At 58.6% G+C, this 22,916-nt stretch carries 23 protein-coding genes; 15 read left to right on the top strand and 8 right to left on the bottom strand.

Going from position 1 to position 22,916, the window contains the following annotated elements:
• The first annotated feature begins 19 nt into the window (after positions 1-19).
• The 6 genes from D1820_RS12635 to D1820_RS12610 all read left to right on the top strand — a co-directional run bounded on the left by D1820_RS12635 (position 20) and on the right by D1820_RS12610 (position 8,167).
• Positions 20-694: a nucleotidyltransferase family protein gene (locus D1820_RS12635; protein WP_118070188.1), complete on the top strand. Its 675-nt coding sequence runs from the start codon at positions 20-22 to the stop codon at positions 692-694.
• Complete coding sequence (gene addB, locus D1820_RS12630; protein ID WP_118069312.1) at positions 684-3,617, top strand: double-strand break repair protein AddB; 2,934 nt, start codon at positions 684-686, stop codon at positions 3,615-3,617. The genes D1820_RS12635 and addB overlap by 11 nt, the downstream gene beginning before the upstream one ends.
• Complete coding sequence (gene addA / locus D1820_RS12625) at positions 3,614-6,982, top strand: double-strand break repair helicase AddA (protein WP_118069311.1); 3,369 nt, start codon at positions 3,614-3,616, stop codon at positions 6,980-6,982. Before addB ends, addA begins: the two co-directional genes overlap by 4 nt.
• A 62-nt stretch (positions 6,983-7,044) precedes the next feature.
• Positions 7,045-7,365 carry a thioredoxin gene (trxA, locus tag D1820_RS12620; protein ID WP_014876414.1) on the top strand — a complete coding sequence of 107 codons (321 nt, stop codon included), beginning with the start codon at positions 7,045-7,047 and terminating at the stop codon, positions 7,363-7,365.
• A gap of 92 nt (positions 7,366-7,457) precedes the next feature.
• On the top strand, positions 7,458-7,805 hold the full coding sequence (locus D1820_RS12615) for a Lin0512 family protein (RefSeq protein WP_118069310.1): 348 nt from the start codon (positions 7,458-7,460) through the stop codon (positions 7,803-7,805).
• The gene (locus D1820_RS12610; protein WP_014881548.1) at positions 7,802-8,167 is read left to right on the top strand and encodes a Lin0512 family protein; all 366 of its coding nucleotides are present in this window, start codon (positions 7,802-7,804) and stop codon (positions 8,165-8,167) included. The genes D1820_RS12615 and D1820_RS12610 overlap by 4 nt, the downstream gene beginning before the upstream one ends.
• 82 nt (positions 8,168-8,249) lie before the next feature.
• On the opposite strand, the gene D1820_RS12605 is transcribed toward D1820_RS12610, so the two are convergent.
• Positions 8,250-8,444 carry a DUF1127 domain-containing protein gene (locus tag D1820_RS12605; protein ID WP_118069309.1) on the bottom strand — a complete coding sequence of 65 codons (195 nt, stop codon included), beginning with the start codon at positions 8,442-8,444 and terminating at the stop codon, positions 8,250-8,252.
• A gap of 336 nt (positions 8,445-8,780) precedes the next feature.
• Here D1820_RS12605 and hslV point away from each other — a divergent pair, with 336 nt between their 5' ends.
• The 4 genes from hslV (at position 8,781) to D1820_RS12585 (ending at position 12,970) form a co-directional block, all read left to right on the top strand.
• Positions 8,781-9,344, top strand: coding sequence for an ATP-dependent protease subunit HslV (gene hslV, locus D1820_RS12600; RefSeq protein WP_024098902.1), 564 nt, complete (start codon positions 8,781-8,783; stop codon positions 9,342-9,344).
• A 1-nt stretch (position 9,345) separates the two neighbouring features.
• Positions 9,346-10,416 carry a hypothetical protein gene (locus D1820_RS12595; RefSeq protein WP_118069308.1) on the top strand — a complete coding sequence of 357 codons (1,071 nt, stop codon included), beginning with the start codon at positions 9,346-9,348 and terminating at the stop codon, positions 10,414-10,416.
• Positions 10,417-10,428: 12 nt separating this feature from the next.
• Positions 10,429-11,739: an ATP-dependent protease ATPase subunit HslU gene (gene hslU / locus D1820_RS12590; RefSeq protein ID WP_118069307.1), complete on the top strand. Its 1,311-nt coding sequence runs from the start codon at positions 10,429-10,431 to the stop codon at positions 11,737-11,739.
• A gap of 85 nt (positions 11,740-11,824) precedes the next feature.
• Positions 11,825-12,970: an alpha/beta hydrolase gene (locus tag D1820_RS12585; protein WP_118069306.1), complete on the top strand. Its 1,146-nt coding sequence runs from the start codon at positions 11,825-11,827 to the stop codon at positions 12,968-12,970.
• 21 nt (positions 12,971-12,991) lie between these two features.
• On the opposite strand, the gene D1820_RS12580 is transcribed toward D1820_RS12585, so the two are convergent.
• The 3 genes from D1820_RS12580 to D1820_RS12570 are packed head-to-tail and all read right to left on the bottom strand — an operon-like array spanning position 12,992 to position 15,302.
• Entirely contained in the window at positions 12,992-13,594 is a 603-nt protein-coding gene (locus D1820_RS12580) for a Smr/MutS family protein (RefSeq protein ID WP_040175098.1), read from the bottom strand.
• The gene (locus D1820_RS12575; protein ID WP_096790141.1) at positions 13,594-14,649 is read right to left on the bottom strand and encodes a murein transglycosylase A; all 1,056 of its coding nucleotides are present in this window, start codon (positions 14,647-14,649) and stop codon (positions 13,594-13,596) included. Before D1820_RS12575 ends, D1820_RS12580 begins: the two co-directional genes overlap by 1 nt.
• Positions 14,646-15,302: a Tim44/TimA family putative adaptor protein gene (locus D1820_RS12570; RefSeq protein WP_040175100.1), complete on the bottom strand. Its 657-nt coding sequence runs from the start codon at positions 15,300-15,302 to the stop codon at positions 14,646-14,648. Before D1820_RS12570 ends, D1820_RS12575 begins: the two co-directional genes overlap by 4 nt.
• A 115-nt stretch (positions 15,303-15,417) precedes the next feature.
• On the opposite strand from D1820_RS12570, the gene D1820_RS12565 reads away from it, so the two are divergent.
• Positions 15,418-15,924 (top strand): FxsA family protein, encoded by a 507-nt coding sequence (locus D1820_RS12565; protein WP_118069305.1) that lies wholly within the window; start codon positions 15,418-15,420, stop codon positions 15,922-15,924.
• Positions 15,925-16,003: 79 nt separating this feature from the next.
• On the top strand, positions 16,004-16,498 hold the full coding sequence (secB, locus tag D1820_RS12560) for a protein-export chaperone SecB (protein ID WP_014876402.1): 495 nt from the start codon (positions 16,004-16,006) through the stop codon (positions 16,496-16,498).
• Positions 16,499-16,574: 76 nt separating this feature from the next.
• Here the strand turns inward: secB and dnaQ are convergent, their stop codons facing one another.
• From dnaQ to D1820_RS12540, 4 genes are read right to left on the bottom strand one after another with little or no spacing between them, the layout of a single operon-like run.
• A complete protein-coding gene (dnaQ, locus tag D1820_RS12555) occupies positions 16,575-17,312 on the bottom strand; it encodes a DNA polymerase III subunit epsilon (protein WP_118069304.1) in 738 nt (245 codons plus the stop codon).
• Entirely contained in the window at positions 17,305-17,898 is a 594-nt protein-coding gene (coaE, locus tag D1820_RS12550; RefSeq protein WP_118069303.1) for a dephospho-CoA kinase, read from the bottom strand. The genes dnaQ and coaE overlap by 8 nt, the downstream gene beginning before the upstream one ends.
• The gene (locus tag D1820_RS12545; RefSeq protein WP_118069302.1) at positions 17,895-18,728 is read right to left on the bottom strand and encodes a shikimate dehydrogenase; all 834 of its coding nucleotides are present in this window, start codon (positions 18,726-18,728) and stop codon (positions 17,895-17,897) included. The genes coaE and D1820_RS12545 overlap by 4 nt, the downstream gene beginning before the upstream one ends.
• Entirely contained in the window at positions 18,725-19,324 is a 600-nt protein-coding gene (locus tag D1820_RS12540) for a nucleoside triphosphate pyrophosphatase (protein WP_096872970.1), read from the bottom strand. The genes D1820_RS12545 and D1820_RS12540 overlap by 4 nt, the downstream gene beginning before the upstream one ends.
• Before the next feature lie 405 nt (positions 19,325-19,729).
• Between D1820_RS12540 and D1820_RS12535 the strand changes: the two genes are divergently transcribed.
• From D1820_RS12535 to mnmE, 3 genes are all read left to right on the top strand, one after another.
• Complete coding sequence (locus D1820_RS12535) at positions 19,730-20,185, top strand: CopD family protein (RefSeq protein WP_118069301.1); 456 nt, start codon at positions 19,730-19,732, stop codon at positions 20,183-20,185.
• A 129-nt stretch (positions 20,186-20,314) separates the two neighbouring features.
• Positions 20,315-21,586 carry a transcription termination factor Rho gene (gene rho / locus D1820_RS12530; protein ID WP_014876396.1) on the top strand — a complete coding sequence of 424 codons (1,272 nt, stop codon included), beginning with the start codon at positions 20,315-20,317 and terminating at the stop codon, positions 21,584-21,586.
• A gap of 32 nt (positions 21,587-21,618) precedes the next feature.
• Positions 21,619-22,911: a tRNA uridine-5-carboxymethylaminomethyl(34) synthesis GTPase MnmE gene (gene mnmE / locus D1820_RS12525; protein ID WP_118069300.1), complete on the top strand. Its 1,293-nt coding sequence runs from the start codon at positions 21,619-21,621 to the stop codon at positions 22,909-22,911.
• Positions 22,912-22,916: the final 5 nt, after the last annotated feature.

Raw genomic sequence — 22,916 nt, 5'->3', positions numbered from 1 at the left:
AGAGATCGCTTATCCCGTTATGATCTTCGCTGCCGGATTTGGCACCCGGATGCGGCACCTGACCAAACACCAGCCCAAACCGATGATCCCGGTCGCCGGTCGCCCCCTGATCGACCATGCGCTGGATCTGGCGCGAGAGGTCACACCGCCGGTGATCGTGGCCAACAGCCACTATAAGAGTGACATTCTGGCCGACCATCTTGCAAACAGCGAGGTGGCGATCAGCCGCGAGGATCCTCAGATCCTCGACACCGGTGGTGGGCTGCGACATGCGCTGCCGCTGCTCGGAGCACATTCGGGACCGGTCTATACTGTGAACCCTGATGTGGTCTGGCGCGGGCCGAACCCGCTTTGCCTGTTGCGCGACGCGTGGGACCCTGCGCGCATGGATGCGCTGCTGACCTGTATTCCCATCAGCCGAACTGTCGGACGCAGCGGCGGTGGTGATTTCCACACAGACGAAGACGGGCGACTGCATCGCGGCGGCGACCTTGTCTATGGCGGTGTTCAGTTGCTGCGGACCAACAGGCTGGACGAAGTTAACGAGACCGTGTTTTCGTTGAACACCCTGTGGGATTTGATGGCTGCCGAGGGACGCCTGTTTGCGCTGGAATATCCCGGCCATTGGTGCGATGTCGGCACCCCCGAAGGGATCCCCCTGGCTGAGGACCTGATAGCCCAAGATGAGATTTGAGCCGCAAGACACGCCACGCCTTTTTGCCGTTCCCTGCGGCGTCGATTTCCCACGCGCTCTGGTCGACGGGCTGGTTGCCCGCAGTCGGAACACGCCGCCAGAAGCGCTGGCCAAGGTCGAATTGATCGTCAACACCTCCCGCATGGCACGCCGGGTGCGGGATCTGTTTGATCAGGGGCCAGCTCTGCTTTTGCCGCGGATCTCGCTGCTGAGTGATCTCGACATGCGCGCCACCTTACGGGGGCTGCCGCCAGCCCTGCCGCCGTTACGGCGACGGCTGGAGCTCTCACAGCTGATTGCCAAATTACTGGAAGCACAACCAGATCTGGCCGCCCGGTCTTCCCTCTATGATCTCTCAGACAGTCTCGCTGCATTGTTTGATGAAATGCAGGGCGAAGGCGTCAGCCCGGAGACGATCCGCTCGTTGGATGTCTCCGACATGTCCGGCCATTGGGCGCGCGCGCAGCAGTTCATCGCCATCGCCGACGATTTTGCCGAGACCCATGAACACGCAATGGATGCACAGGCCCGTCAGCGACAGGTTGTGCTTGATCTGATCGAAGAGTGGCAGGACCACCCACCGCAACACCCGGTCATCCTGGCCGGCTCGACCGGATCGCGTGGCACCACGCTGATGCTGATGGAGGCAATTGCGCGCCTGCCGCAAGGCGCGGTGATCCTACCCGGTTTCGATGACCAGCAGCCAGACCACGTCTGGGAACATCTAGATGATCCGCTGATGTCAGAAGACCACCCGCAATATCGGTTTTTCAAGATCATGCGCGATCTGGACATAACCCCGGATCAGGTGCGTCCATGGGTTGATGCGATACCGGCATCCACGGCGCGCAATCGGCTGGTCTCTCTGGCCCTGCGCCCGGCGCCTGTTACGGACGCCTGGATGCGCGAAGGCCCCGAGCTGCGCGATATCGATCAGGCCACCGCCGATATAACCTTGGTGGAGGCCCCCAATCCCCGTGCCGAAGCACTGGCTATCGCTCTGCGGTTGCGTAAGGCTGCCGAGGATGGGCAGACAGCGGCGCTGATCACACCGGATCGAATGCTGACCCGACAGGTGGCCGCCGCGCTGGATCGATGGGATATTCTGCCGGACGATTCCGCGGGCCAGCCGCTGCAGCTGTCACCTCCGGGCCGGTTTCTGCGCCACATCGCGGAGCTATTCTGCAAGCCGCTTGCCTGCGATACGCTGTTGACCCTGCTGAAACATCCGCTTTGTCACGATGGGGTGGGGCGCGGTGATCACCTGCGCCACACCCGCGAATTGGAGTTGCGCCTGCGCCGCTATGGCCCGCCCTTTCCGGATCCTGACAGCTTTGCCGCGTTTGAAATCGGACGGGAGCTGATGCCTGGGTGGACCGCCTGGCTCACGCAGTGTTTTGCTGAAAAGCCCATCAGTGGAACTCAACCTCTGTCACAATGGGTAGATGCCCTGAGGAACCTAGCCGAAGCAATCAGCCGTGGCAGTCAGGAGGCTGCTGCCGGTGGCCTCTGGGACAAGAAGGCTGGTCGCAAAGCGCAGGAAATCATGAATAACCTTCAGGCGGAGGCTGGCTATGGCGGTGAGATGACCGCCCGCGATTTTGCCGATCTTCTGCGCGCGCTGCTGTCGCAGGGGGAGGTGCGGGACCGCGATGCGCCCTATGGCTCCATCCTGATCTGGGGAACGCTTGAGGCGCGCGTGCAGGGGGCCGATCTGGTGATCCTTGGCGGCCTGAACGAAGGCAGCTGGCCGGAAGCTGCTGCACCCGATCCCTGGCTCAACCGACAACTGCGTCATCAGGCCGGGCTGTTGTTACCAGAACGTCGCATTGGGCTCTCGGCGCATGATTTCCAACAAGCCATCGCCGCACCCGAAGTCTGGTTGACCCGCTCCGAACGGTCGGATGAAGCGGATACTGTGCCGTCACGCTGGCTCAACCGAATGACCAACCTTCTGTCCGGCTTGCCGGGGCAGGGCGGCCCTGCAGCGCTGACAGATATGCGGACCCGTGGTCAGGAATGGTTGGGCTGGGCTGAGGTGTTGGAGGCACCTATCTCTCTGCCCCCCGCCAAACGACCGACACCTCGTCCCCCCATCGCCGCGCGCCCCCGACGCCTGACGATTACGGAAATCCCGCGTCTGATCCGCGATCCTTATGCGATTTACGCCAAACATGTGTTGAAGCTGCGTCCGCTTGATCCGCTTGTACAGGAACCCGACGCCTTGCTGCGCGGCATCGTGCTCCACAAGATCCTGGAGGACTTTATCAAGGCAACCGTTTCTGACCCCGGTAGACTGACAGCGCAGGATTTCCTTGCGACAGCGGCAGCCCATCTGGAGGCAAAGGTTCCATGGCCCATAGCGCGCAGCCTCTGGCTGGCCCGGCTTGAACGCATTGCAGATGACTTCATCAATGGAGAGCGCCAACGGCAGCAAACTGCACGCCCGACTGGTTTCGAAGTCTCCGGTGCCGTGCGCGTTGCGCCGCTTGATTTTGAGATTGCAGGCACCGCCGATCGAATTGATGTGGATGAACGCGGCGGCCTGCATTTGTTTGACTACAAAACCGGCGATCCGCCAACTGAAAGCCAGCAGAAAACCTTTGAGAAGCAACTGCTGATCGAGGCCGCCATGGCCGAACGCGGTGCGTTTGAGCGCTATGGCGAGGGCAGGGTAGAACGGGCGCTGTTCCTTGGCCTCAAAAGTCCGCTGAAAGAGGTCGCAGCCCCGCTCATGGATGAGCCACCGGGTAAGGTTTGGGACGAATTGACCAAGCTGATTTCAGCCTATTTCGAGCCGGATCAAGGGTATAGCAGCCGTCGCATGGTGTTTCAGGACACCCAGACGGGCGATTACGATCATCTGGCACGCTACGGAGAATGGGACCGAAGCGATCAACCGGTATCGGAGATTTTGACATGACCGCCCGCGACGCCGCCTCAGAGGCGCAGTTTCGCGCCGCGCGCCCCGATGCCTCAACCTGGCTGGCCGCAAATGCCGGCTCTGGCAAGACCAAGGTGCTGACAGATCGCGTGGCCCGTCTGTTGCTGCGTGGGGTTCAACCGCAACACATCCTGTGCCTGACCTACACCAAGGCCGCTGCCAGCGAGATGCAGAACCGCCTGTTCAAACGGCTCGGCGAATGGGCCATGCTGGGCGACGATGCGCTCACTTCTGCACTGACAGATCTGGGCGCCCATGATGTCATCTCGGCCGAGGGTATGGCGCAAGCCCGCACCCTGTTTGCGCGTGCGATTGAGACGCCCGGTGGCTTGAAAATCCAGACCATCCATTCCTTTTGCGCCTCGCTGCTGCGCCGGTTCCCGCTAGAGGCCGGCGTCAGCCCACAGTTTTCCGAAATGGACGACCGCGCCGCGGTATTGCTGCGGGGCGAGGTGGTAGAAGCCATCGCAAACAGCGAAAACCCGGAGGAGGCCGGTCTGATCGCCAGACTGGCCCGGCAGGTGACCGATAGCGATTTTGAGACGCTGACCGCCGCAATCTGTCAGCGCCGCTCCGATTTTGAGGCGCCACTGGACCGCGCCGGATTGCGCAGGTTGTTCGATCTTCCGACGGACTTTGACGCCAAAATGTTGGAGCAAAGCATCTATCTGGGCGGCGAGGGGGACCTGCTGGCACGCACCTGTACTATGTTGGAACAGGGTGGCAGCACCGATGCCAAGGCCGCTGCGAAGCTGCGCAAAATCACCGAGCCGACGATTGCAGATTTGCCAGTTCTTGAGTCTGTGTTTCTGACTGGCGCCTCCGCAAAGGCGCCCTTTACCGCCAAAATCAATGCCTTTCCCACCAAGAAACTGCGGGAAAGCAATGTCGCGCTGATGGATCAGCTGGAACCACTGATGCGACGGGTAGAGGCGGCCCGCGCCCAGCGCCTCGCCCTGGCCGCAGTTGAGAAATCGCTGATCCTGCATGACTTCGCCGCTGCATTCCTGCCGGAATATGATCGCCGTAAACAGCTGCGTGGCTGGCTCGACTTTGACGACTTGATCCTGAAGGCACGTCAGCTGCTCAATGATCCGGCGGTGGCTGCTTGGGTTCTCTACCGACTGGACGGCGGCATTGATCACATACTGGTGGATGAGGCGCAGGATACCAGCCCAGTGCAATGGGATGTGGTCGAAAAACTGGCGCAGGAGTTTACCGCAGGGGAGGGCGCGCGATCCGAGGTCGAGCGTACGATTTTTGTCGTCGGTGACAAGAAACAGTCGATCTATTCCTTTCAGGGGGCAGATCCGGACGCCTTTGACAGGATGCAGGCGGAATTCGCCGACCGGCTCGCGGAAACCGGCAGTGCGCTGCAGAACGCGGCGCTGGAATTCTCGTTCCGGTCCTCCGCGGCGATCCTTGGGCTGGTTGATCTGGTGTTCAAGGATAGCCCCGGCGCCGGGTTTCACCGCGATGCCCTGCACCGCGCCTTTAAATCGGAATTGCCGGGACGGGTCGATCTTTGGCCAGTCGTGGACAAAGTTGACACCGAAGAAGAGCGTGACTGGACCGATCCGGTGGATCGCCCCGGCGCGCGCCATCACACTGTCATTCTGGCGGACCGGATCGCAACCACGATCAAGGAGATGATCGACAGCAAGGTTACCCTGCCGGAGGATGGGCCCGAGCGTGGCAGCTTCCGCCGTCGCCCGGTACGGGCCGGTGATTTTCTGATTCTCGTGCAGCGCCGGTCCGAGCTGTTCTCGGAAATCATCCGCGCCTGCAAGGCTGCAAGGCTGCCCATCGCCGGCGCGGACCGGTTGAAGATCGGCGCAGAACTGGCGGTGAAGGATCTGGCGGCGCTGCTGTCCTTTCTCGCCACGCCTGAGGATTCCCTGTCGCTGGCTGCAGCGCTGAAATCGCCGCTGTTTGGCTGGGACGAACAGACCCTGTTTGATCTGGCCCACCGGCGCGAGGGCGGCAGTTATCTCTGGACCGCGCTGCGGGATCGCGCAGCGGAATACCCTGACACGATGGCCATCATAGATGATCTGCGCAGTCAGACCGATTTCCTGCGTCCCTATGACCTGATTGAGCGGATCCTGACACGTCACGGCGGACGTCGGCGCCTGCTTGGCCGGTTGGGACCGGAGGCGGAGGATGGCATCAACGCCCTGCTCAGTCAGGCACTGGCCTATGAGCGCACGGATATTCCCAGCCTGACCGGATTTCTTGTCTGGATGCAGGCCGACGATCTGGAAATCAAACGCCAGATGGGCGCGGCGGGCAATATGATCCGGGTGATGTCGGTGCATGGATCAAAAGGCCTGGAAGCACCGATTGTGATCCTGCCCGACACCGCAAAACGCAGACCTCCACGCGATGATGAAATCATGCGCGCCGAGGCTGGGCCGATGTGGAAACTGCCCAGCGCCCAGATGCCCGATGTGATGCAAGCCGCCCGCGAGACCGCGCAGGAGAAGGCACGGAATGAACGTCTGCGGCTGCTCTACGTGGCGCTGACACGTGCTGAAAAATGGCTGATTGTTGCCGCTGCGGGTGAGCTGTCCAAGGATGGGGACAGTTGGTACCAGATGGTTGAGCGCGCGCTGCAAGAGGCCGGTGCCAACCCCTATGATACCGGCAATGGCGAGGGCCTGCGGCTGCAGCATGGGAATTGGGACGGGCTGCCGTTTCACGCAGATCCCCCGGTGGTCACGTCCACGCCGCAACTGCCGGAGGTGTTCAAACAGTTGCCACCGCCCTATCAGCCACCAACCTCAACACTCAGCCCGTCGGAATTGGGCGGGGCCAAGGCCTTGCCGGGGGATCTGGGACAGGACGAAGATATCGCCAAGGCGCGCGGCAGTCGGCTGCACAGCCTGCTGGAACATCTACCCAGCGCAGATCAGGATAGCTGGCCCCAACTGGCGGAGGCTTTGCTCGCGGGGCATGAAGACACCGCAGATCTTCTGGTTGAGGCGACACGTGTTCTGACCAATCCGGACCTGGGTGCGATCTTCGCTCCTGACACTTTGGCGGAGGTTGCGATAACCGCAGATCTGGATGGCCGTCGCATTCACGGCGTGATTGACCGGCTGATCGTGACGCCGGACCGGGTTCAGGCGATTGATTTCAAATCGAACGCCACCGTTCCCACCAGCGTGGAGGCCTGTCCTGAGGGGCTGTTGCGGCAAATGGGGGCTTATGCCCATGCGCTGGCAGCCCTCTACCCTGATCGGCGGATTGACACGGCGTTGCTTTGGACCCGTACCGCGACGCTGATGGACCTGCCACACGATATTGTGTCATCCGCCCTTAAGCGCCGCCAGATACCTTGACGATCCGTTAAGGCGTTCATAGGTTCACAGCCGAACTGCCACACTCTTAGGGAGACATTCCAATGTCCACCGTCGCCGTAACCGATGCCACTTTCGATGCCGAAGTGAAGAATTCCGAAGTCCCCGTCGTGGTGGATTTCTGGGCCGAATGGTGCGGTCCCTGCAAACAGATTGGCCCCGCTCTGGAAGAGCTGGCGGCTGAATACGGCGATAAGGTCAAGATCGCCAAGGTCGATGTCGACAGCAACCCCAACGCAGCTTCGGCTATGGGCGTACGCGGCATTCCTGCGCTGTTCATTTTCAAGAACGGCGAGGTTGTCTCCAACCGCTCTGGTGCCGCACCCAAGGCTGCGCTGCAAAGCTGGATCGACGAGTCGATCTGAGCCAGACAGACGATCAGAAATATCGGAAGGCGTCCCATTGGGGCGCCTTTTTCATAACTGGCTTTCAAAGCGACAGAATTGGAGGAGGGATCATGGCTGAAACGCGGGTGTTGGTAGAGTTCGGGATGGGGACATCGCTGCGGCGACAGGACTATACCGAGGCCGCAAAACGGGCGATCAAGGACGCGCTCTGGCACAACTCGGTCAATGTTGCAGAACTGTTCGATTTCCCAAAATCCGCCATGCGCATCCGTGCTGAAATCGGCGTGCAAAACCCCGACGCCATCGACCGCGACGCGCTCAACGCTGTCTTTCCCTATGGAACAGCGGAGATTCATGTGGCCAAGGGCGGCCTTGATATCGACAAACCCGGCACTGGCCACACGGTGATCGCCAATGCAGCCATCATCGTCTCATTTGACATGGAGCCGACAGAATGACCGAAAAACGCATTATTCTGGAAATGGGCACCGGCAACGATCTTTATGGGCAGGATTACACCAAGGCGGCCCGCCGCGCGGTGCAGGATGCGCTGCACCACTCCTCGATCACGCTTTTTGCGAAACTGGGTATAGACCATACCGAAATGCGGGTTGAGGTCACAATCGGTGTTCAGGAACCTGACAAGGTAGACTGCGATCTGGTCGCCGCCGATCTGCCACGTGGACGCGCCACTGTGCGGGCGGTTTTCGGCGGGTTGAATGTGGATGATCCTGCGGACGGAGGCAAACATGTGGTCGCCACAGCTGCGGTAGAAGCCTGGTTACCGGATCAGGCAGGGCGCTATCAATTGCGCACCTGATCGAAAAAAAACAGGCTCTAACAAAAGAAAAAGCCGCCCTGAAAGGAGCGGCCAAATCATCTTGGTGCTGAGGAACCTGTCCTCAGATGTTTGCGATATCCGCGCGTGTCAGGCCGATGTCTTCCAGCTGGGTATCGGTCAGCTCGGACAGGGCGTTGCGGGTGTCGCGTGCTTCTTTCCACGCCAGGATCGAAGACTTGGCGTTGAAGACTGCGTCCACCAGGCGGAGTACGGTCACTGCACCGATCGGCGCATGGATGTTTGCTGTGGTAGCCATTTGCGCATTCCTTATGAGAACCAGCCGACACCGTGTCGGTTGTGAGCCTCATGTAGGGTGGGCTGCCGAGTCTCACAATTGCCGGTTCGACAGCCCCGAATTGCAGTTTTTGCATAGCATGTTTTTTAGGCAGCCTGCCCGCATACCGGGCACAAAGGCTCTTCTCAGCCATCGTCGGCGCGCGGTCGTTGTCCACTCCACAAGACCTTGTCAGATGGGCCGGCGTAAGGCGCCGGAGGTGGCTATTCACTTGATCCCCGGCCCCCGCACCGGATAGCACCCGGTTGAGGTATAAATGACCAGTGCCCATATAGGCCTGGAAACGAGGAGAACATGATGGCAGACGATCAATTTCCGGGCTGGCACGGCACCACGATCATTGGCGTGAAAAAAGACGGCGAAGTCGTCATCGCCGGCGACGGGCAGGTGTCCCTGGGCCAAACCGTGATCAAGGGCTCTGCCCGCAAGGTGCGCCGCCTGTCGCCTGGTGGATTTGATGTCGTGGCAGGGTTTGCTGGCTCCACCGCCGATGCCTTCACTCTGCTGGAACGGCTGGAGGCGAAACTGGAAGCCACTCCGGGGCAGCTCGCCCGCGCCAGTGTTGAACTGGCCAAGGACTGGCGCACTGACAAATACCTGCAAAAACTGGAAGCCATGCTGATCGTGACCGACGGGGCGGATATGTTCGTGATCACCGGCGCCGGCGATGTGCTGGAACCCGAACATGACGTGGCCGCCATCGGATCAGGCGGCAACTTCGCGCTGGCGGCCGCACGCGGCATGATGGACAGTGACCGCAACGCCGAGGCTGTGGCCCGGGATGCCATGGCGATTGCCGCTGATATCTGCGTCTATACCAACGGTCGTCTGACAGTTGAAAGCATCAGCCAAAAGGACTGACATGAGCCATATCGATCAAAACGATATTCGCGCAGCGGTTGGCTCAGGTCTGTTGAGCGAGGCACAGGCGGCCTCTCTCATGGCCTTGGCGCATAGCCGACGGGGGGCGCGTGAAAATCTCGCTCCCGGTGATGAACCTTTTGAGCTGTTCAAAGGGTTCAACGAGATCTTCATTGTCATCGGTTTGATCATCCTGGCCACCGGATGGGCCGCCGTCACCGGCATTTCCATGGTCGAAGGGTTGGGTGGTCTGGTTCAAAAGGCGACCATGTCCTCCCTGGTTGGGGCCGTGGTATTATGGGTGCTGAGTGAGTATTTCATCCGCCGCCGCCGTATGGTCGCGCCGGCGATTGCGCTTTCGATCCTTTGGACCCTGAATGCCGGCGTCGGACTTTCGGCGGAATATTCGCAGGTGTTCATGGTCGCGCAGGGCGACTATTCCAGCCTGCCGCTGGCTGTTGCGCTGACCTCCATTTCAATTGCGATCTACTGGCTGCGGTTTCGCGTTCCCTTTGCGATGGCCCTGATCGCGCTTGGCGTGTTCACGCTGGCGCTGATGCTGGCTGCAAACCAATCCGGTAGCCTGACCGGCATGAGTGATCTGTTCCTGCTGTCAGCCTCCGGCCCCTTTGCCTGGGTAACCCTGCTGGTTGGCGTCGGCGTCTTCGCGGTGGCGATGCTGTTTGATCTGAGCGATCCGCATCGGGTGACCCGGCGCTCTGCGCAAGGTTTCTGGCTGCACGTGGTCGCCGCCCCCGCCTTGGTCAACACCATCGCTCTCAGCCTGCTGGACAGCGGCACGTCCAGCGCAAATCTGGCGCTGATGGCTGTGCTCTTCGCTTTCGCGCTGGTTGCGATCATCATTGACCGGCGGTCATTTCTGATTGCTGCGATCGGTTACAGCGTTACCTTGGCGGCCACAGTCTTCGACGGCGACGGCGCCGCGACAACCATTCTTGTGCTGGGCCTGTTCCTGGTGATCCTTGGTGCCTTCTGGGCACGGATCCGGGCCTTGCTGATCTCCCCTCTCTCACGGGTGTTGCCGCTGGACCGGCTGCCGCCCGCTCACTGAAACGGACCTCTCATGACTGACCTCACCCCTCGCGAAATCGTCTCTGAACTGGATCGCTTCATTATCGGCCAGACTGATGCCAAACGCGCGGTTGCTGTCGCACTGCGCAACCGCTGGCGCCGCAAGCAGCTGGGCGATGACCTGCGCGACGAAGTCTACCCCAAGAATATTCTCATGATCGGGCCCACCGGTGTCGGCAAGACAGAGATCTCTCGCCGGCTGGCAAAACTAGCCCGCGCGCCCTTTATCAAGGTGGAAGCCACCAAATTCACCGAGGTTGGCTATGTCGGTCGCGACGTGGAGCAGATCATCCGGGATCTGGTGGATATCGCCATTGTTCAAACGCGCGAACACATGCGCGACGATGTGAAGACAAAGGCCCGCCAGGCTGCTGAAGAACGGGTGATTGATGCCATCGCCGGCACCGACGCACGTGATGCCACCCGCGATATGTTCCGCAAGAAGCTGAAAGCCGGCGAGCTGGATGATACGATCATCGAACTGGATGTTTCTGACAGCTCCAACCCGATGGGGGGCATGTTCGAAATCCCCGGTCAGCCGGGTGGTAACATGGGGATGATGAATCTCGGTGACCTCTTCGGGAAAGCGATGGGCGGACGCACCACGCGCAAGAAGATGACTGTTGCTGACAGCTATGATGTGCTGATCGGCGAAGAGGCAGACAAGCTCTTGGACGATGAGACCGTGACCAAGGCGGCGCTTGAGTCAGTTGAACAGAATGGCATCGTGTTTCTCGATGAAATCGACAAGGTCTGCACCCGTCAAGACGCGCGTGGCGGCGACGTCAGCCGCGAGGGGGTGCAGCGCGATCTGCTGCCCCTGATTGAAGGCACCACCGTGTCGACCAAGCACGGTCCGGTCAAAACCGACCATATCCTGTTTATCGCTTCGGGTGCGTTTCATATTGCAAAACCGTCAGATCTGCTGCCCGAACTGCAGGGCCGCCTGCCGATCCGCGTCAATCTGCGCGCGCTCAGCGAGGAGGATTTTGTACGTATCCTCACCGAGACGGACAATGCGCTGACACTGCAATATACCGCTCTGCTGGGTACTGAGGAGGTCAATGTCAGCTTCACCGATGACGGGATCGCATCGCTGGCAAAGATTGCAGCTGAGGTCAATCAGACCGTTGAGAACATCGGCGCACGGCGTCTTTATACGGTGATTGAACGTGTGTTCGAGGAACTGTCCTTCAGCGCACCGGATCGTTCAGGTGAAACGGTCACTGTGGATGCCGCATTTGTCCGCAAGAACCTGGGTGAGCTGACCAAATCCGCAGATGTCAGCCGATATGTGCTCTAATCGTCGCTAGGGCATCTGCGCAATCAGTGGACATGGCGGTGGGCGCCCAGTAGCCTGCCGCCATTGTCAATTGGTGGTCCGAAACATGCGTTTTTCACGAGTCCTTTCCCGTCTTTGCATCGTGTTGATTGTTGCAGCTGGCTGCACTGACAGATCCTTTACCCCAACCGTTCCCGGCGCGTTGGAGGTTGGCAAAGCAAAAACCATATTCGGCGCAACCACTCGTGAGCCGCTGCCCAACGGCACCTTTGGCCCAGAACGATCTGATACCCTGCGCCTGCTGGAGCTAACGGTGTCGATCCCGCCCAGTCATTCGCCGGGACAGTTGGATTTTGCCTATGCCGAACCTAACCCCGAAACCCAGTTCACCATGGCAGGCCGACAACGACTGGATGGGATGGCTGAGCTGAACCGCCGGATCGCTCAGGACCTGTCAGCCTATCCTGTCGGGGAGCGTGACATCACTGTTTTTGTACATGGGTTCAACTCAACCCAGGCAGAGACTGCTTTCCGGGCCGCGCAGCTGACCAATGACATCGATATCCCCGGCGCCACGATCATTTATTCCTGGCCCAGTCAGGGCAATCCTCTGGGCTATGCCTACGACGGCGACAGCGTGCTATTTGCACGCGATGGCCTGGAACAATTGCTACGCAATCTGAAACCCGGTGTGTCCAACCGCGTGGTTCTGGTGGCACATTCCATGGGATCGCAGCTGGTGATGGAAACCATGCGCCAAATGGAGATCAAGACACCCGGCTGGAGCAGCAAAAACCTTGGTGCGGTGATCCTGATGTCACCGGATCTGGATGTCGAAGTCTTCCGCAGTCAGATGCGCAGGATCGATCCGGTACCGCAGCCATTTGTCGTAATGGTCTCGCGCAAGGACAATGTGCTGAACCTGTCACAACGCCTGCGTGGAACCCACAACCGGGGCCGGCTTGGCAATCTGAAATCGCTGGATGACGTGTCTGAGTTGCCCATCGAAGTGGTCGATACAACGGCCTATGCCGATACCGCGGAATCCGGGCATTTCGTGGCTGCAACCTCACCGGCGGTGTTGTCCATCCTCAATTCAGCCCGCCAGACTGCTGCGGCCTTCGACCAAGAGGCACTCTCGATCCAGCGCCTGTTCCCCGGTCGACTGGTCGTCGACAAGGAGGACAACGCCGTCGAGATTACACTGTCAGAAAACTATCAAGCAAATGTCTATCGCGGCGAAGATCGCTGAGCCAAGCGCCTTGAACCGGTCTCAGCGGTGGCGGCGCAGATAGACGTAATACGCCCCACCGCCACCATGGCTGACATGGGCCGGCGTCACCTGAAGCACCACCTGCGACAGTGGCGGCAGGGACAACCACTGCGGCACCTGATGCCGCAACACGCCACGGGGAACCGGCATCGGGCCGGGTTCGTCGCGATCCTTCCCCTTGCCGGTGATCACCAGCACCAGCCGCTTGCCGGCAGAATGCGCTGACAGGACAAAACCAACCAGCGCCGGATGGGCAGAATCAACCCGCATTCCATGCAGATCCAGCTTACCCTCAGGCTTCAGTTTGCCGCGTTTCATCTTACGGTAAGCCTTGCCGTCCATCTGCATCGGCGCAGCGATCAGACCACTGGTGACACTGGGCTTCAGATCATGCCTGGCCGGCTTTGATCCCGCCTTGGACCCCAACTCGAACAGCTCTGGCGTGAACCGCTCTTGCGGCGGAAGCGGCGATTTTGTCGGCTTTGGTTTTGGCAAATGGGCAGTGGCAGGAGCGGTGCGTGTTTTTGGATGTAGCCGCTCCGCCTGTTTGGCGACGCGGTGCCAGAGGTCGATTTCCTCGGATGTCAGTTTGCGGCGGGTCATCAATCGTCTCCCGGTAGCAACGCATAGGCACGCTGAATAGGCAACAGAACCACCATGCGGCCGGGATCTCGCAGCTTGCCGGCCTCAATCCCGGCTTCGTCACCGCTACCAAAAAACACATCGGCCCGCTGCGCGCCCTTGATCGCTGATCCGGTATCCTGCGCAATCATCAGCCGGCGCATCGGCTTCGCTCCGTCTTTTTCCAACCAGACCGGCGCACCCAGCGGTGTGAAACGTGGATCAACTGCCAGACTGCGTAGGGTGGTCACAGAACGGTTCATTGCCCCCAGCGGGCCGGCAGAGGCGGGGATGCGACTTACCTCTCGGAAAAACACATACGAGGGGTTATGCATCAGGAGATCCTCGCCGGCGAGAGGGTTGCGCCGCACCCAGCGTTTGATCACTGCGGCGCTGACCTGATGAATATTGTAGATACCGCGACGGACCAATTCCGTGCCGATGGACCGGTATTCATGGCCGTTTGCACCACCGTAGCCGACACGGATCGACGACCCATCGGGCAGGCGAATTCGCCCAGATCCCTGAATTTGCAGAAAAAACAGCTCTACCGGATCGTCGACCCAGGCGATTTCCAATCCGCGCCCCTCCATCACGCCGCTTGTCAGCATCTCACGTCGTGTCAGCCATTGGCTGATCTTGCGCGCCTCCGGTGGCTGGCGATAAACCGGGTACCGGTAACGCGAGCTGGGCCGGCGCGCACCCGAGAGTTCGGGTTCAAAATAGCCGGTGAACAGCGCTGGCGCGCCGTCTTCAATCAGGACGGGGCGGAAGAACAGCTGGAAGAAGCCGCGCGCGGCCTTAGGGTCTTGTTCGTTGGCCAACGCACAGAGCGCACGCCAGTCGGGATCATTCAGATCCCGGCAGGTCTGTAGAAATGCACCCAGCGCCGCTTTGTGATCATCCTCTGCCCAGCCCTCCAGCTGAGCGAAGGACAGCATGGTGTAGCTGGTTTCCGCCTGTCCGCCCTGCGGAAACAAATATGCGCCAGCTCCAAGAGCCAGCGCACAGAGTGCCCGCCGGAGCCCACGCATCATGCGTCCGTAGCGACCAGATGCCAGTTCGGGTCCGCGCTGCCCATGGTGCGGCCAAAGACCCAAGTATCTTTTTGGCGTTTCACGGCCTTGGGATCACCCTCAACAATATCCCCGCCACGATCACGTACAACCGAAGTCAACTCAGCAACAAACCGCATCGTGATCTGTGCATCGCCAGTCGCCGGATCAAAGCTGGTGTCGGTCAATGTGGTCTCGCGGACACCGATAAATTCCGCCTCAATCGTCAGCCCCTGATCTTCGCGATGAGCCACCGCAGTGACAAAGCTGTCAAAGACGTCGGGCGCGAGGAAAGCTTCAATATCATCCAGCTCGCCGCGTTCAAAAGCCATGAGGATCATCTCATATGCGCCACGAGCGCCCTGCACGAACTCGCGCACCTCGAAGGATGGTTCGGCCTTTTTCATCGCAGCAAGGTCGCTGGCCTGGGGGCTGTCCTCGGGGACGTAGTCAACGATATCGTGATCCGGCCCGCCTTCGATCACCTCAAGTTCGGGGCGTCGGTTCTGACGATCAGCCTGTGGCACGGCAGGTTTTTCAAACCCTTCACGGGTGCCCAATACGCTCTTCAGGCGCAGGATCAAAAACACGGCAATACCGGCCAAAACCAACAGCTGAATCACGGGCGACTCCATAACAACCTCTACGGTAGATGTTCATGCTTCGTTTGAAACTAAAGCGTTCAAACCTTATGTAGGTGACGGGTCGGCGCAAGTCCACCGTCCCGCGCAAGTTCTGAGGAAACCCAGCATGTATCTCTTTCTCGCCTTTCTGATGGTTCCGATCATTGAAATCGCACTTTTTATTCAAGTCGGTGGCGCGATCGGCCTCTGGCCAACGCTGGCCATCGTGGTGCTGACAGCCGTGTTGGGAACCTGGCTGGTTCGAACACAGGGGCGGTTGGCCCTCGGCCAGCTTCGTGCCTCTTTCGAGCAGCTGAACGACCCCACCGAGCCGCTGGCGCATGGCGCCATGATCCTGGTGGCCGGTGCCCTGCTGCTTACGCCCGGGTTTTTCACAGACGCGGTTGGCTTCGCCCTTCTGGTCCCGCAGATACGTATTGCCGTCTATCGCTACCTCCGCTCAAAAGTGACGGTGGCCCGGTTCCAGATGGGCCCTGGCAGCATGCACGGCCGCAGCTATCCGAGCGACAATTCCCCTAAACCGCAGGGCGATATCATTGATGCAGACTATGAAGACGTCAGCAAGGATCGACCGCGAAAAGGCCCCTCCGGCTGGGTTGATAGGCAAGGCTAGGCGGGTGGCGCGACACCCCCGTTGAGGTACCGCCGCCAAGCTGATAAGCACTGGCAAAACATAGTTTAGGAGTAGCTTCATGGCCGAAAACGGCGCAACAGAAGGCGTGCAGCAGCCGCAAGTCCAGATGAATATCCTGGGCCAGTTCATCCGTGATATGTCGTTCGAAAACGTCATGGCACAAAAAGGCGTTGGCGCTGACGTGCAGCCCGATGTCAGCGTGCAGGTTGCCCTTGATGCAAAGAAGCGTCAGGCGGAAAACCAGTATGAGGTGATGACCAAACTGAACATCGAGTCCAAGGACAAAGAAGGCAATGTCGTTCTCTTCGTTCTGGAACTGGAATATGTCGGGATTTTCAACATCTCCGGCATTCCCGAAGATCAGCTGCACCCGTTCCTGCTGATCGAATGCCCGCGTATGCTCTTCCCGTTCCTGCGTCGCATCGTGTCCGACGTCACCCGCGACGGTGGTTTCCCGCCGCTGAACCTCGACAATATCGATTTCGTCGCGATCTATCGCAACGAACTGGCGCGTCGTCAGCAGGCCGAGGCCGCAGAACAGCCGCAGCAATAAGAGCTCGCCAAATTCGAATATGAAAAACGCCGCTGTTTTCAGCGGCGTTTTTGCATTCTGGGCCTGAGGTCAGGGATCAGCTACCGGCGTCGTTCCACAGGGCGTCATCCCCCATTTTTGCAACAAACTTGGCATGCGCTTCCTGTTCCTGCTCTGTCAGCCGCGACGGCAGCGGGGAGGGCCGGGCGGTCGGGCGCCAGTCATCTGTCACCGTCGCCCCGCTGCTGGCCTTGTCATTGGAAGTTGAAAGGCCAAAATCAGGCTGCCGCCCCCCGATCAGTTCCAGATAGACATCGGCCAGGATTTCGGAATCGAGCAACGCGCCGTGCAATGTTCGATTGCTGTTGTCGATATTGAAGCGGCGGCAGAGCGCATCCAGCGTCGCCGGCGAGCCAGGAAAACGTTTACGGGCAATCGCCAGCGTATCAACCGCCTGATCCATCGGTAGCTTTGGCAGCCCCATCCAATCCAGCTCCGCATTGAGGAACTTCATGTCGAAGGCCGCATTGTGGATCACCATTTTGGAATCCCGGACAAAATCCAGAAATTTCTGGCCCACTTTCGCGAACACTGGCTTGTCGCGCAGGGTGACAGCACCCGGGCCGGGCTGCTGTGGCGGCTCCAGAAGATCCGGCCCGATGCCGTGCACCTTGAACGCATCCTGCGGCATGGAGCGTTGAGGGTTGATATAAACGTGAAATGTCTCGCCCGTTGGCATGTGATTGAGCAGTTCAACCGCACCGATCTCGACAATCCGGTCGCCAGAAAACGGGTCAAAGCCGGTGGTTTCCGTATCAAGAACAATTTCACGCATCTGCTATCAGCCTTCTAATCTGTGCGAGGATGGTCCGTACCTGAGCCTGGGCATGGTCCGGGGTGTCGGTCTCGATCAGATAATCGGCCCGCGCTTTCTTCTCCTCTATCGGCATCTGTTTCTGCAGGATTTGTTCAAATTGCTCAACTGTCATCGTCCCGCGCGCAAGGACCCGCTGGCGCTGTGTCTCAGCATCGATCCAGACGCAGGCGACGGCATCCATTCCTGTGTCGCCACCGGTTTCAAACAGCAGTGGGATATCAAACACCAGAACATCATGCGGCGACGACGTTCTGAAACCCTCGCGGTCAGCAGCGACAAGTGGGTGTACGATGGTTTCAATTCGGGGCAGGGCGCGACTATCGTCGGCGATGATTTCGCGCAGGCGCCCCCGGTCAACCCGGCCTTCTATAACGGCCGTGGGCCACGCGTTCCCAATGGGGGCGACCGCCGCACCACCTACATCATAAAGACGGTGAACTGCAGCATCCGCGTCCCAAACCGCACAACTCTCGTCGGCAAAGATCTGCGCGGTTGCGCTTTTCCCCATCCCGATAGACCCGGTTAGTCCTAACGCATAACTCATGCCAATGCGGCCTCCCGCGTAGCGGCGTCAACCTCGGGCCGCTTGCCAAACCAACGTTCAAATCCCGGTACCGCCTGATGCAACAGCATTCCCAGACCATCAACGGTGGTACAGCCAATATCCTCGGCCCATTGCAGCATTTCCGTTTTCAGCGGTGTGTAGACCAGATCTGTCACAACAGTGCTGGAGCGCAGCCCATCCAGGGGCACACGCAGACGCGGCTTTCCAACCATTCCAAGAGAGGTCGTATTCACCAGAAGAGCAGCCTGTTCGATGACATTGCCAACCTGCACCCAGTCGACCACCTGAATGCGGGAGCCAAATTCGCTGCGGAACTGATCCGCCCGTTCCCGCGTCCGATTGCTCAGCAGAATCTCAGGCACGCCTGCCTCAAGCAGGGAGGCGATCACCGCGCGACTGGCGCCGCCGGCCCCAAATACAACGGCCGGACCTGCGGCAGGATCCCAGTCCGGCGCCGCCTGGTGCAGATTGGTGATAAACCCGTAACCATCTGTATTATCAGCAAGAATTGAGCCGTCAGGACGGAAGATCAGCGTATTGGCAGCCCCAATCAATGTCGCACGATCCGTCACCTGATCGGCGATCTCCATGATCTGTTCCTTGTGCGGGATGGTGATGTTTGCGCCGACAAAGCCCATCTTGGGTAAACTGCGGACAACCTCCTCCAACTGACCGGATTCGACATGCAGCGGTATATAATGACCAGCAATGCCATAGGTCCGGAGCCAATGGCCGTGCACCAAAGGTGATCGCGAATGTGCAACGGGGCTACCGATCACGCCAGCCAGCGGAATCCGAGTATCATTCATTGTTCTATCACTCCCTGAAGGGCCAGATAGTTCAGAAGCTCCAACAACGGTAATCCAAGCACGTTGAAATAGTCTCCCTCGATGGCGCTAAACAATCGAACCCCTTCTTCCTCCAGCTTATATCCGCCAACGGCATGCTGAATACTGTCCCAGTTTCGCGCAACATAACTGCGCAGATATGCATCCGAACTGGACCGCATCCTAAGCCGCACCTGGCCGATATGCCGCCACAGCGGCTCATTGTCGCGATAGATGACCGCAGCGGACAATAACATATGTCGCTTACCGCGCATCATTTTCAGCTGAGCAAAGGCGTCATCCGAATCTTTTGGTTTTGATAACAATTTTCCATCAAACTCGAGGACCTGATCACAGCCCAACACCAGGGCACCGGGGAACTTGGCGCTGACCTTGCGCGCCTTCGCCTCTGCCAGCGTATCGGAGATATCACGCGGCGTGGCCTCCTCAGCCAGAAGCGCCGCCTTGATCGCCGCTTCGTCGATACGGGCCGCGGCGACCTTAAACGGAACGCCAGCCTGCCGCAGCAGCTGGGCGCGTATCTGCGATCCGGAAGCCAGAACGATGTGGGTAGACATGTGGAAAACCCCGTGGGCAAGAGTGTGATGAGCTTAGGGTGGTTTGTATGAAATTTCGGCCATTTCGCAAGCCGTGGAGAACCTCAAAATCCCCATTTGCTTGCCGGCAGATTCGCCCTGAGAGGATAGGGATAACTTAGAAATCGTGGATATCTCAGTTGCTCCGATTTCACCCCAAGTTTATCCCCACATCCAAACCCCAAAGTGAACGTGATATTTCTCATGTTTTTATAGCCTGCCGGCAAGGGGCATCATGTCGCTGGGGGTAAAGCTGGTAAGTTATCCCAGGCGGGGATAAGCCGGTGGACGAGTCAGTTATCCACCGTTTTTAGGGTGCACTACTAAAACATCATCCTTTTAAAATACTTATATTTTAAGGGGAGAGAGGGAACCGAGAGGCCAGCCATGGATCTGAGCGATCTGCTCTTTGAAATTTACCCCTACGCCAAATCTCTGCACATCATGGCAGTGATCAGCTGGATGGCAGGACTGTTCTACCTCCCGAGGCTTTTCGTCTATCACGTGGAGCAGGCACAGAAGGTGCCGGACAGCCTTCCTATTTTTGTCATGATGGAAGAGAAGTTGCTCCGCATCATCATGAGGCCCGCTATGTACGTCAGCTGGGCTGCAGGGGTGTTAATGGTGCTGACGCCGGGGTTGGTCGACTGGAGTAGTCTTTGGCCCTGGACGAAGGGCCTGAGCGTTCTGGGGATGACCTGGTTTCACCACTGGCTGCTGCTCCGTCACCGTGACTTCGCAAATGGGAAGAACACCCGCAGTGGTCGCAGCTATAGAATGATGAACGAAGTCCCGACACTGCTGATGGTGGTCATCGTCATATCGGTCATTTTCAAGTTCTGAGCGGGGATTTGACTCAGCAGGGTGGACCCCTTATGTATGCGGCTAACGGGCCCGTCCGGGCACTCGTGTCTTCCTTATACCTATGACACCGCTCCCCAGATCTCAGGGGAGAACAAAGGCCGTATATATATGACCGTTCAATCCCTGAACCTTTCCGATCTTAAGGCCAAGAGCCCTAAGGACCTTCTGTCCATGGCCGAAGAGCTGGAGATCGAAAACGCCTCCACCATGCGCAAGGGTGAGATGATGTTCCAGATTCTCCGCGAACGCGCGGATGAGGGCTGGGAAATTGCCGGCGATGGTGTGCTTGAGGTTCTTCAAGATGGATTCGGGTTCCTGCGCTCGCCTGAGGCCAACTATCTGCCGGGTCCCGACGATATCTATGTTTCGCCCGATATGATCCGGCAATATGCGTTGCGGACCGGTGATACGGTTGACGGTCAGATCAAATCACCGCTGGAAAACGAACGGTATTTTGCGCTGACAAATGTCACCAAAATCAACTTCGAAGAACCGGAGAAGGCCCGTCACAAGATCGCTTTCGACAACCTGACACCGCTTTATCCTGATGAGCGCCTGAAGATGGAGATCGAAGATCCGACCATCAAAGATCGCTCTGCCCGCGTGATCGATTTGGTCTCCCCGATTGGTAAAGGCCAGCGATCCCTGATCGTGGCGCCACCGCGGACCGGTAAGACAGTTATTCTCCAGAACATCGCGCATTCCATCGCGAAGAATCACCCCGAATGCTATCTGATCGTTCTCCTGATCGACGAACGTCCGGAAGAGGTCACCGATATGCAGCGCTCGGTCAAGGGTGAGGTCGTGTCCTCCACCTTCGACGAACCTGCTACCCGCCACGTTGCGGTGTCCGAAATGGTGATCGAGAAGGCCAAGCGTTTGGTGGAGCATAAACGAGATGTTGTTATTCTTCTCGACTCGATCACAAGACTTGGTAGGGCGTTCAACACAGTGGTGCCATCTTCTGGTAAAGTCTTGACTGGTGGTGTTGATGCAAACGCGCTGCAACGTCCCAAACGATTCTTTGGTGCGGCCCGAAATATCGAAGAAGGCGGCTCTTTGACGATCATCGCGACGGCTCTCATCGACACCGGTAGTCGGATGGACGAGGTGATCTTTGAAGAATTCAAAGGGACCGGTAACTCTGAAATCGTCCTGGATCGTAAGATCGCAGACAAACGCGTGTTCCCAGCGATCGATATTCTCAAATCCGGTACACGGAAAGAGGATCTGCTCGTCGACAAAGGCGATCTCGCCAAGACATTTGTGTTACGCCGGATTCTGAACCCAATGGGTACCACCGACGCGATTGAATTCCTTTTGTCTAAGTTGAAGCAAACAAAGACAAATTCTGAGTTCTTCGACTCAATGAACACCTAGTAGACTGGCCGGCACGAAAGGAAGGTCACCTGATGGACACGATCTTTGCGCTGGCCTCCGCCCAAGGGAAGGCCGGCGTTTCGGTTATACGCCTCTCTGGCCCAAAGGCTACCAGCACCGCTTCTGTTATCAGTGGCGGTGCTTTGCCCTGTCCTGGTCGGGCGTTGCGCGTTCTGTCTGATCGCAGCAAGGCGCGTATCGACGAAGCCTTGGTGCTCACTTTCGCCGGCCCGAATAGCTTCACTGGTGAGGATACCGTTGAATTTCAGGTCCATGGCAGCACATCGGTTGTCAGCGCCATGCTTGATCTATTGGGTCAGTTTAAAGATGTGCGGCTGGCAGACCCAGGTGAGTTTACCCGCCGTGCGCTTGAAAATGGTAAGCTGGACCTCTCCCAGGTTGAGGCATTGGCGGATTTGATCGATGCAGAGACCGAGGCGCAGCGGGTACAGGCGCAAGCCGTGCTCGCCGGCGGGCTTTCTGACTTGGCTGAGCGCTGGCGAAAAGACCTTATTCGCGCTGCATCCCTGATTGAGGTAACAATCGATTTCGCCGATGAAGATGTTCCCGTAGATGTCACTGAGGAAGTCAAAGAGCTTTTGGCCGGCGTGACAGCGGATTTGGAACCTCAAATTTCTGGCGTACAGATGGCTGAACGGATTCGCAGCGGGTTTGAGGTTGCAATCATCGGCGCGCCAAACGTTGGCAAGTCAACACTACTCAACGCTCTGGCCGGCCGAGAGGCTGCTATCACATCGGAATATGCCGGGACGACCCGGGACGTGATCGAGGTAAGGATGGATTTGGCGGGTCTACCTGTCACTCTTCTTGATACCGCTGGCCTGCGCGAGACTGACGATTATGTCGAAGGGATCGGCATCAAAATAGCGAAGAAACGGGCAGAGGCGGCAGACCTTCGCGTGTTTTTGACCAAGGATCGACATGCAATTGATATCGATATCCTTGAGGATGATATTGTTGTTACCCCAAAGGCGGATCTGATCAACAATGGTGCTTCTGAAAAAGCGGTTTCCGGACAAACGGGGCAGGGCATAGACGTGCTGATCGCGGATATCACCAAAGCGCTGAAAAATCGTGCTGGTAAAGCAGGTATTGCGACGCGTGCACGGCATCGAGAGACAATGAAGACGGCATATGACCGCCTGAAAGCCGCGCAAGATGTTCTAAAATACGGCCCAGAGTTTTATGATGTTGCTGCTGAAGATCTGCGTTCGGCCATTCGCGCCCTGGAGATGCTGGTTGGCCGTGTAGGGGTAGAGAACCTGTTGGATGAAATCTTCTCCAGTTTTTGCTTGGGAAAGTAAGGAGT

Origin of the sequence: Phaeobacter sp. LSS9 (assembly GCF_003443595.1) — a bacterium.
Taxonomy (GTDB): domain Bacteria; phylum Pseudomonadota; class Alphaproteobacteria; order Rhodobacterales; family Rhodobacteraceae; genus Phaeobacter; species Phaeobacter piscinae.
This window is presented reverse-complemented; position numbering and strand designations above follow the sequence as displayed.

Coding starts and splice junctions, on each gene's coding strand:
- D1820_RS12635 (WP_118070188.1), top strand. CDS start 20: ATGATCTTCGCTGCCGGATTTGGCACCCGGATGCGGCACCTGACCAAA.
- addB (WP_118069312.1), top strand. CDS start 684: ATGAGATTTGAGCCGCAAGACACGCCACGCCTTTTTGCCGTTCCCTGC.
- addA (WP_118069311.1), top strand. CDS start 3,614: ATGACCGCCCGCGACGCCGCCTCAGAGGCGCAGTTTCGCGCCGCGCGC.
- trxA (WP_014876414.1), top strand. CDS start 7,045: ATGTCCACCGTCGCCGTAACCGATGCCACTTTCGATGCCGAAGTGAAG.
- D1820_RS12615 (WP_118069310.1), top strand. CDS start 7,458: ATGGCTGAAACGCGGGTGTTGGTAGAGTTCGGGATGGGGACATCGCTG.
- D1820_RS12610 (WP_014881548.1), top strand. CDS start 7,802: ATGACCGAAAAACGCATTATTCTGGAAATGGGCACCGGCAACGATCTT.
- D1820_RS12605 (WP_118069309.1), bottom strand. CDS start 8,444: ATGGCTACCACAGCAAACATCCATGCGCCGATCGGTGCAGTGACCGTA.
- hslV (WP_024098902.1), top strand. CDS start 8,781: ATGGCAGACGATCAATTTCCGGGCTGGCACGGCACCACGATCATTGGC.
- D1820_RS12595 (WP_118069308.1), top strand. CDS start 9,346: ATGAGCCATATCGATCAAAACGATATTCGCGCAGCGGTTGGCTCAGGT.
- hslU (WP_118069307.1), top strand. CDS start 10,429: ATGACTGACCTCACCCCTCGCGAAATCGTCTCTGAACTGGATCGCTTC.
- D1820_RS12585 (WP_118069306.1), top strand. CDS start 11,825: ATGCGTTTTTCACGAGTCCTTTCCCGTCTTTGCATCGTGTTGATTGTT.
- D1820_RS12580 (WP_040175098.1), bottom strand. CDS start 13,594: ATGACCCGCCGCAAACTGACATCCGAGGAAATCGACCTCTGGCACCGC.
- D1820_RS12575 (WP_096790141.1), bottom strand. CDS start 14,649: ATGATGCGTGGGCTCCGGCGGGCACTCTGTGCGCTGGCTCTTGGAGCT.
- D1820_RS12570 (WP_040175100.1), bottom strand. CDS start 15,302: ATGGAGTCGCCCGTGATTCAGCTGTTGGTTTTGGCCGGTATTGCCGTG.
- D1820_RS12565 (WP_118069305.1), top strand. CDS start 15,418: ATGTATCTCTTTCTCGCCTTTCTGATGGTTCCGATCATTGAAATCGCA.
- secB (WP_014876402.1), top strand. CDS start 16,004: ATGGCCGAAAACGGCGCAACAGAAGGCGTGCAGCAGCCGCAAGTCCAG.
- dnaQ (WP_118069304.1), bottom strand. CDS start 17,312: ATGCGTGAAATTGTTCTTGATACGGAAACCACCGGCTTTGACCCGTTT.
- coaE (WP_118069303.1), bottom strand. CDS start 17,898: ATGAGTTATGCGTTAGGACTAACCGGGTCTATCGGGATGGGGAAAAGC.
- D1820_RS12545 (WP_118069302.1), bottom strand. CDS start 18,728: ATGAATGATACTCGGATTCCGCTGGCTGGCGTGATCGGTAGCCCCGTT.
- D1820_RS12540 (WP_096872970.1), bottom strand. CDS start 19,324: ATGTCTACCCACATCGTTCTGGCTTCCGGATCGCAGATACGCGCCCAG.
- D1820_RS12535 (WP_118069301.1), top strand. CDS start 19,730: ATGGATCTGAGCGATCTGCTCTTTGAAATTTACCCCTACGCCAAATCT.
- rho (WP_014876396.1), top strand. CDS start 20,315: ATGACCGTTCAATCCCTGAACCTTTCCGATCTTAAGGCCAAGAGCCCT.
- mnmE (WP_118069300.1), top strand. CDS start 21,619: ATGGACACGATCTTTGCGCTGGCCTCCGCCCAAGGGAAGGCCGGCGTT.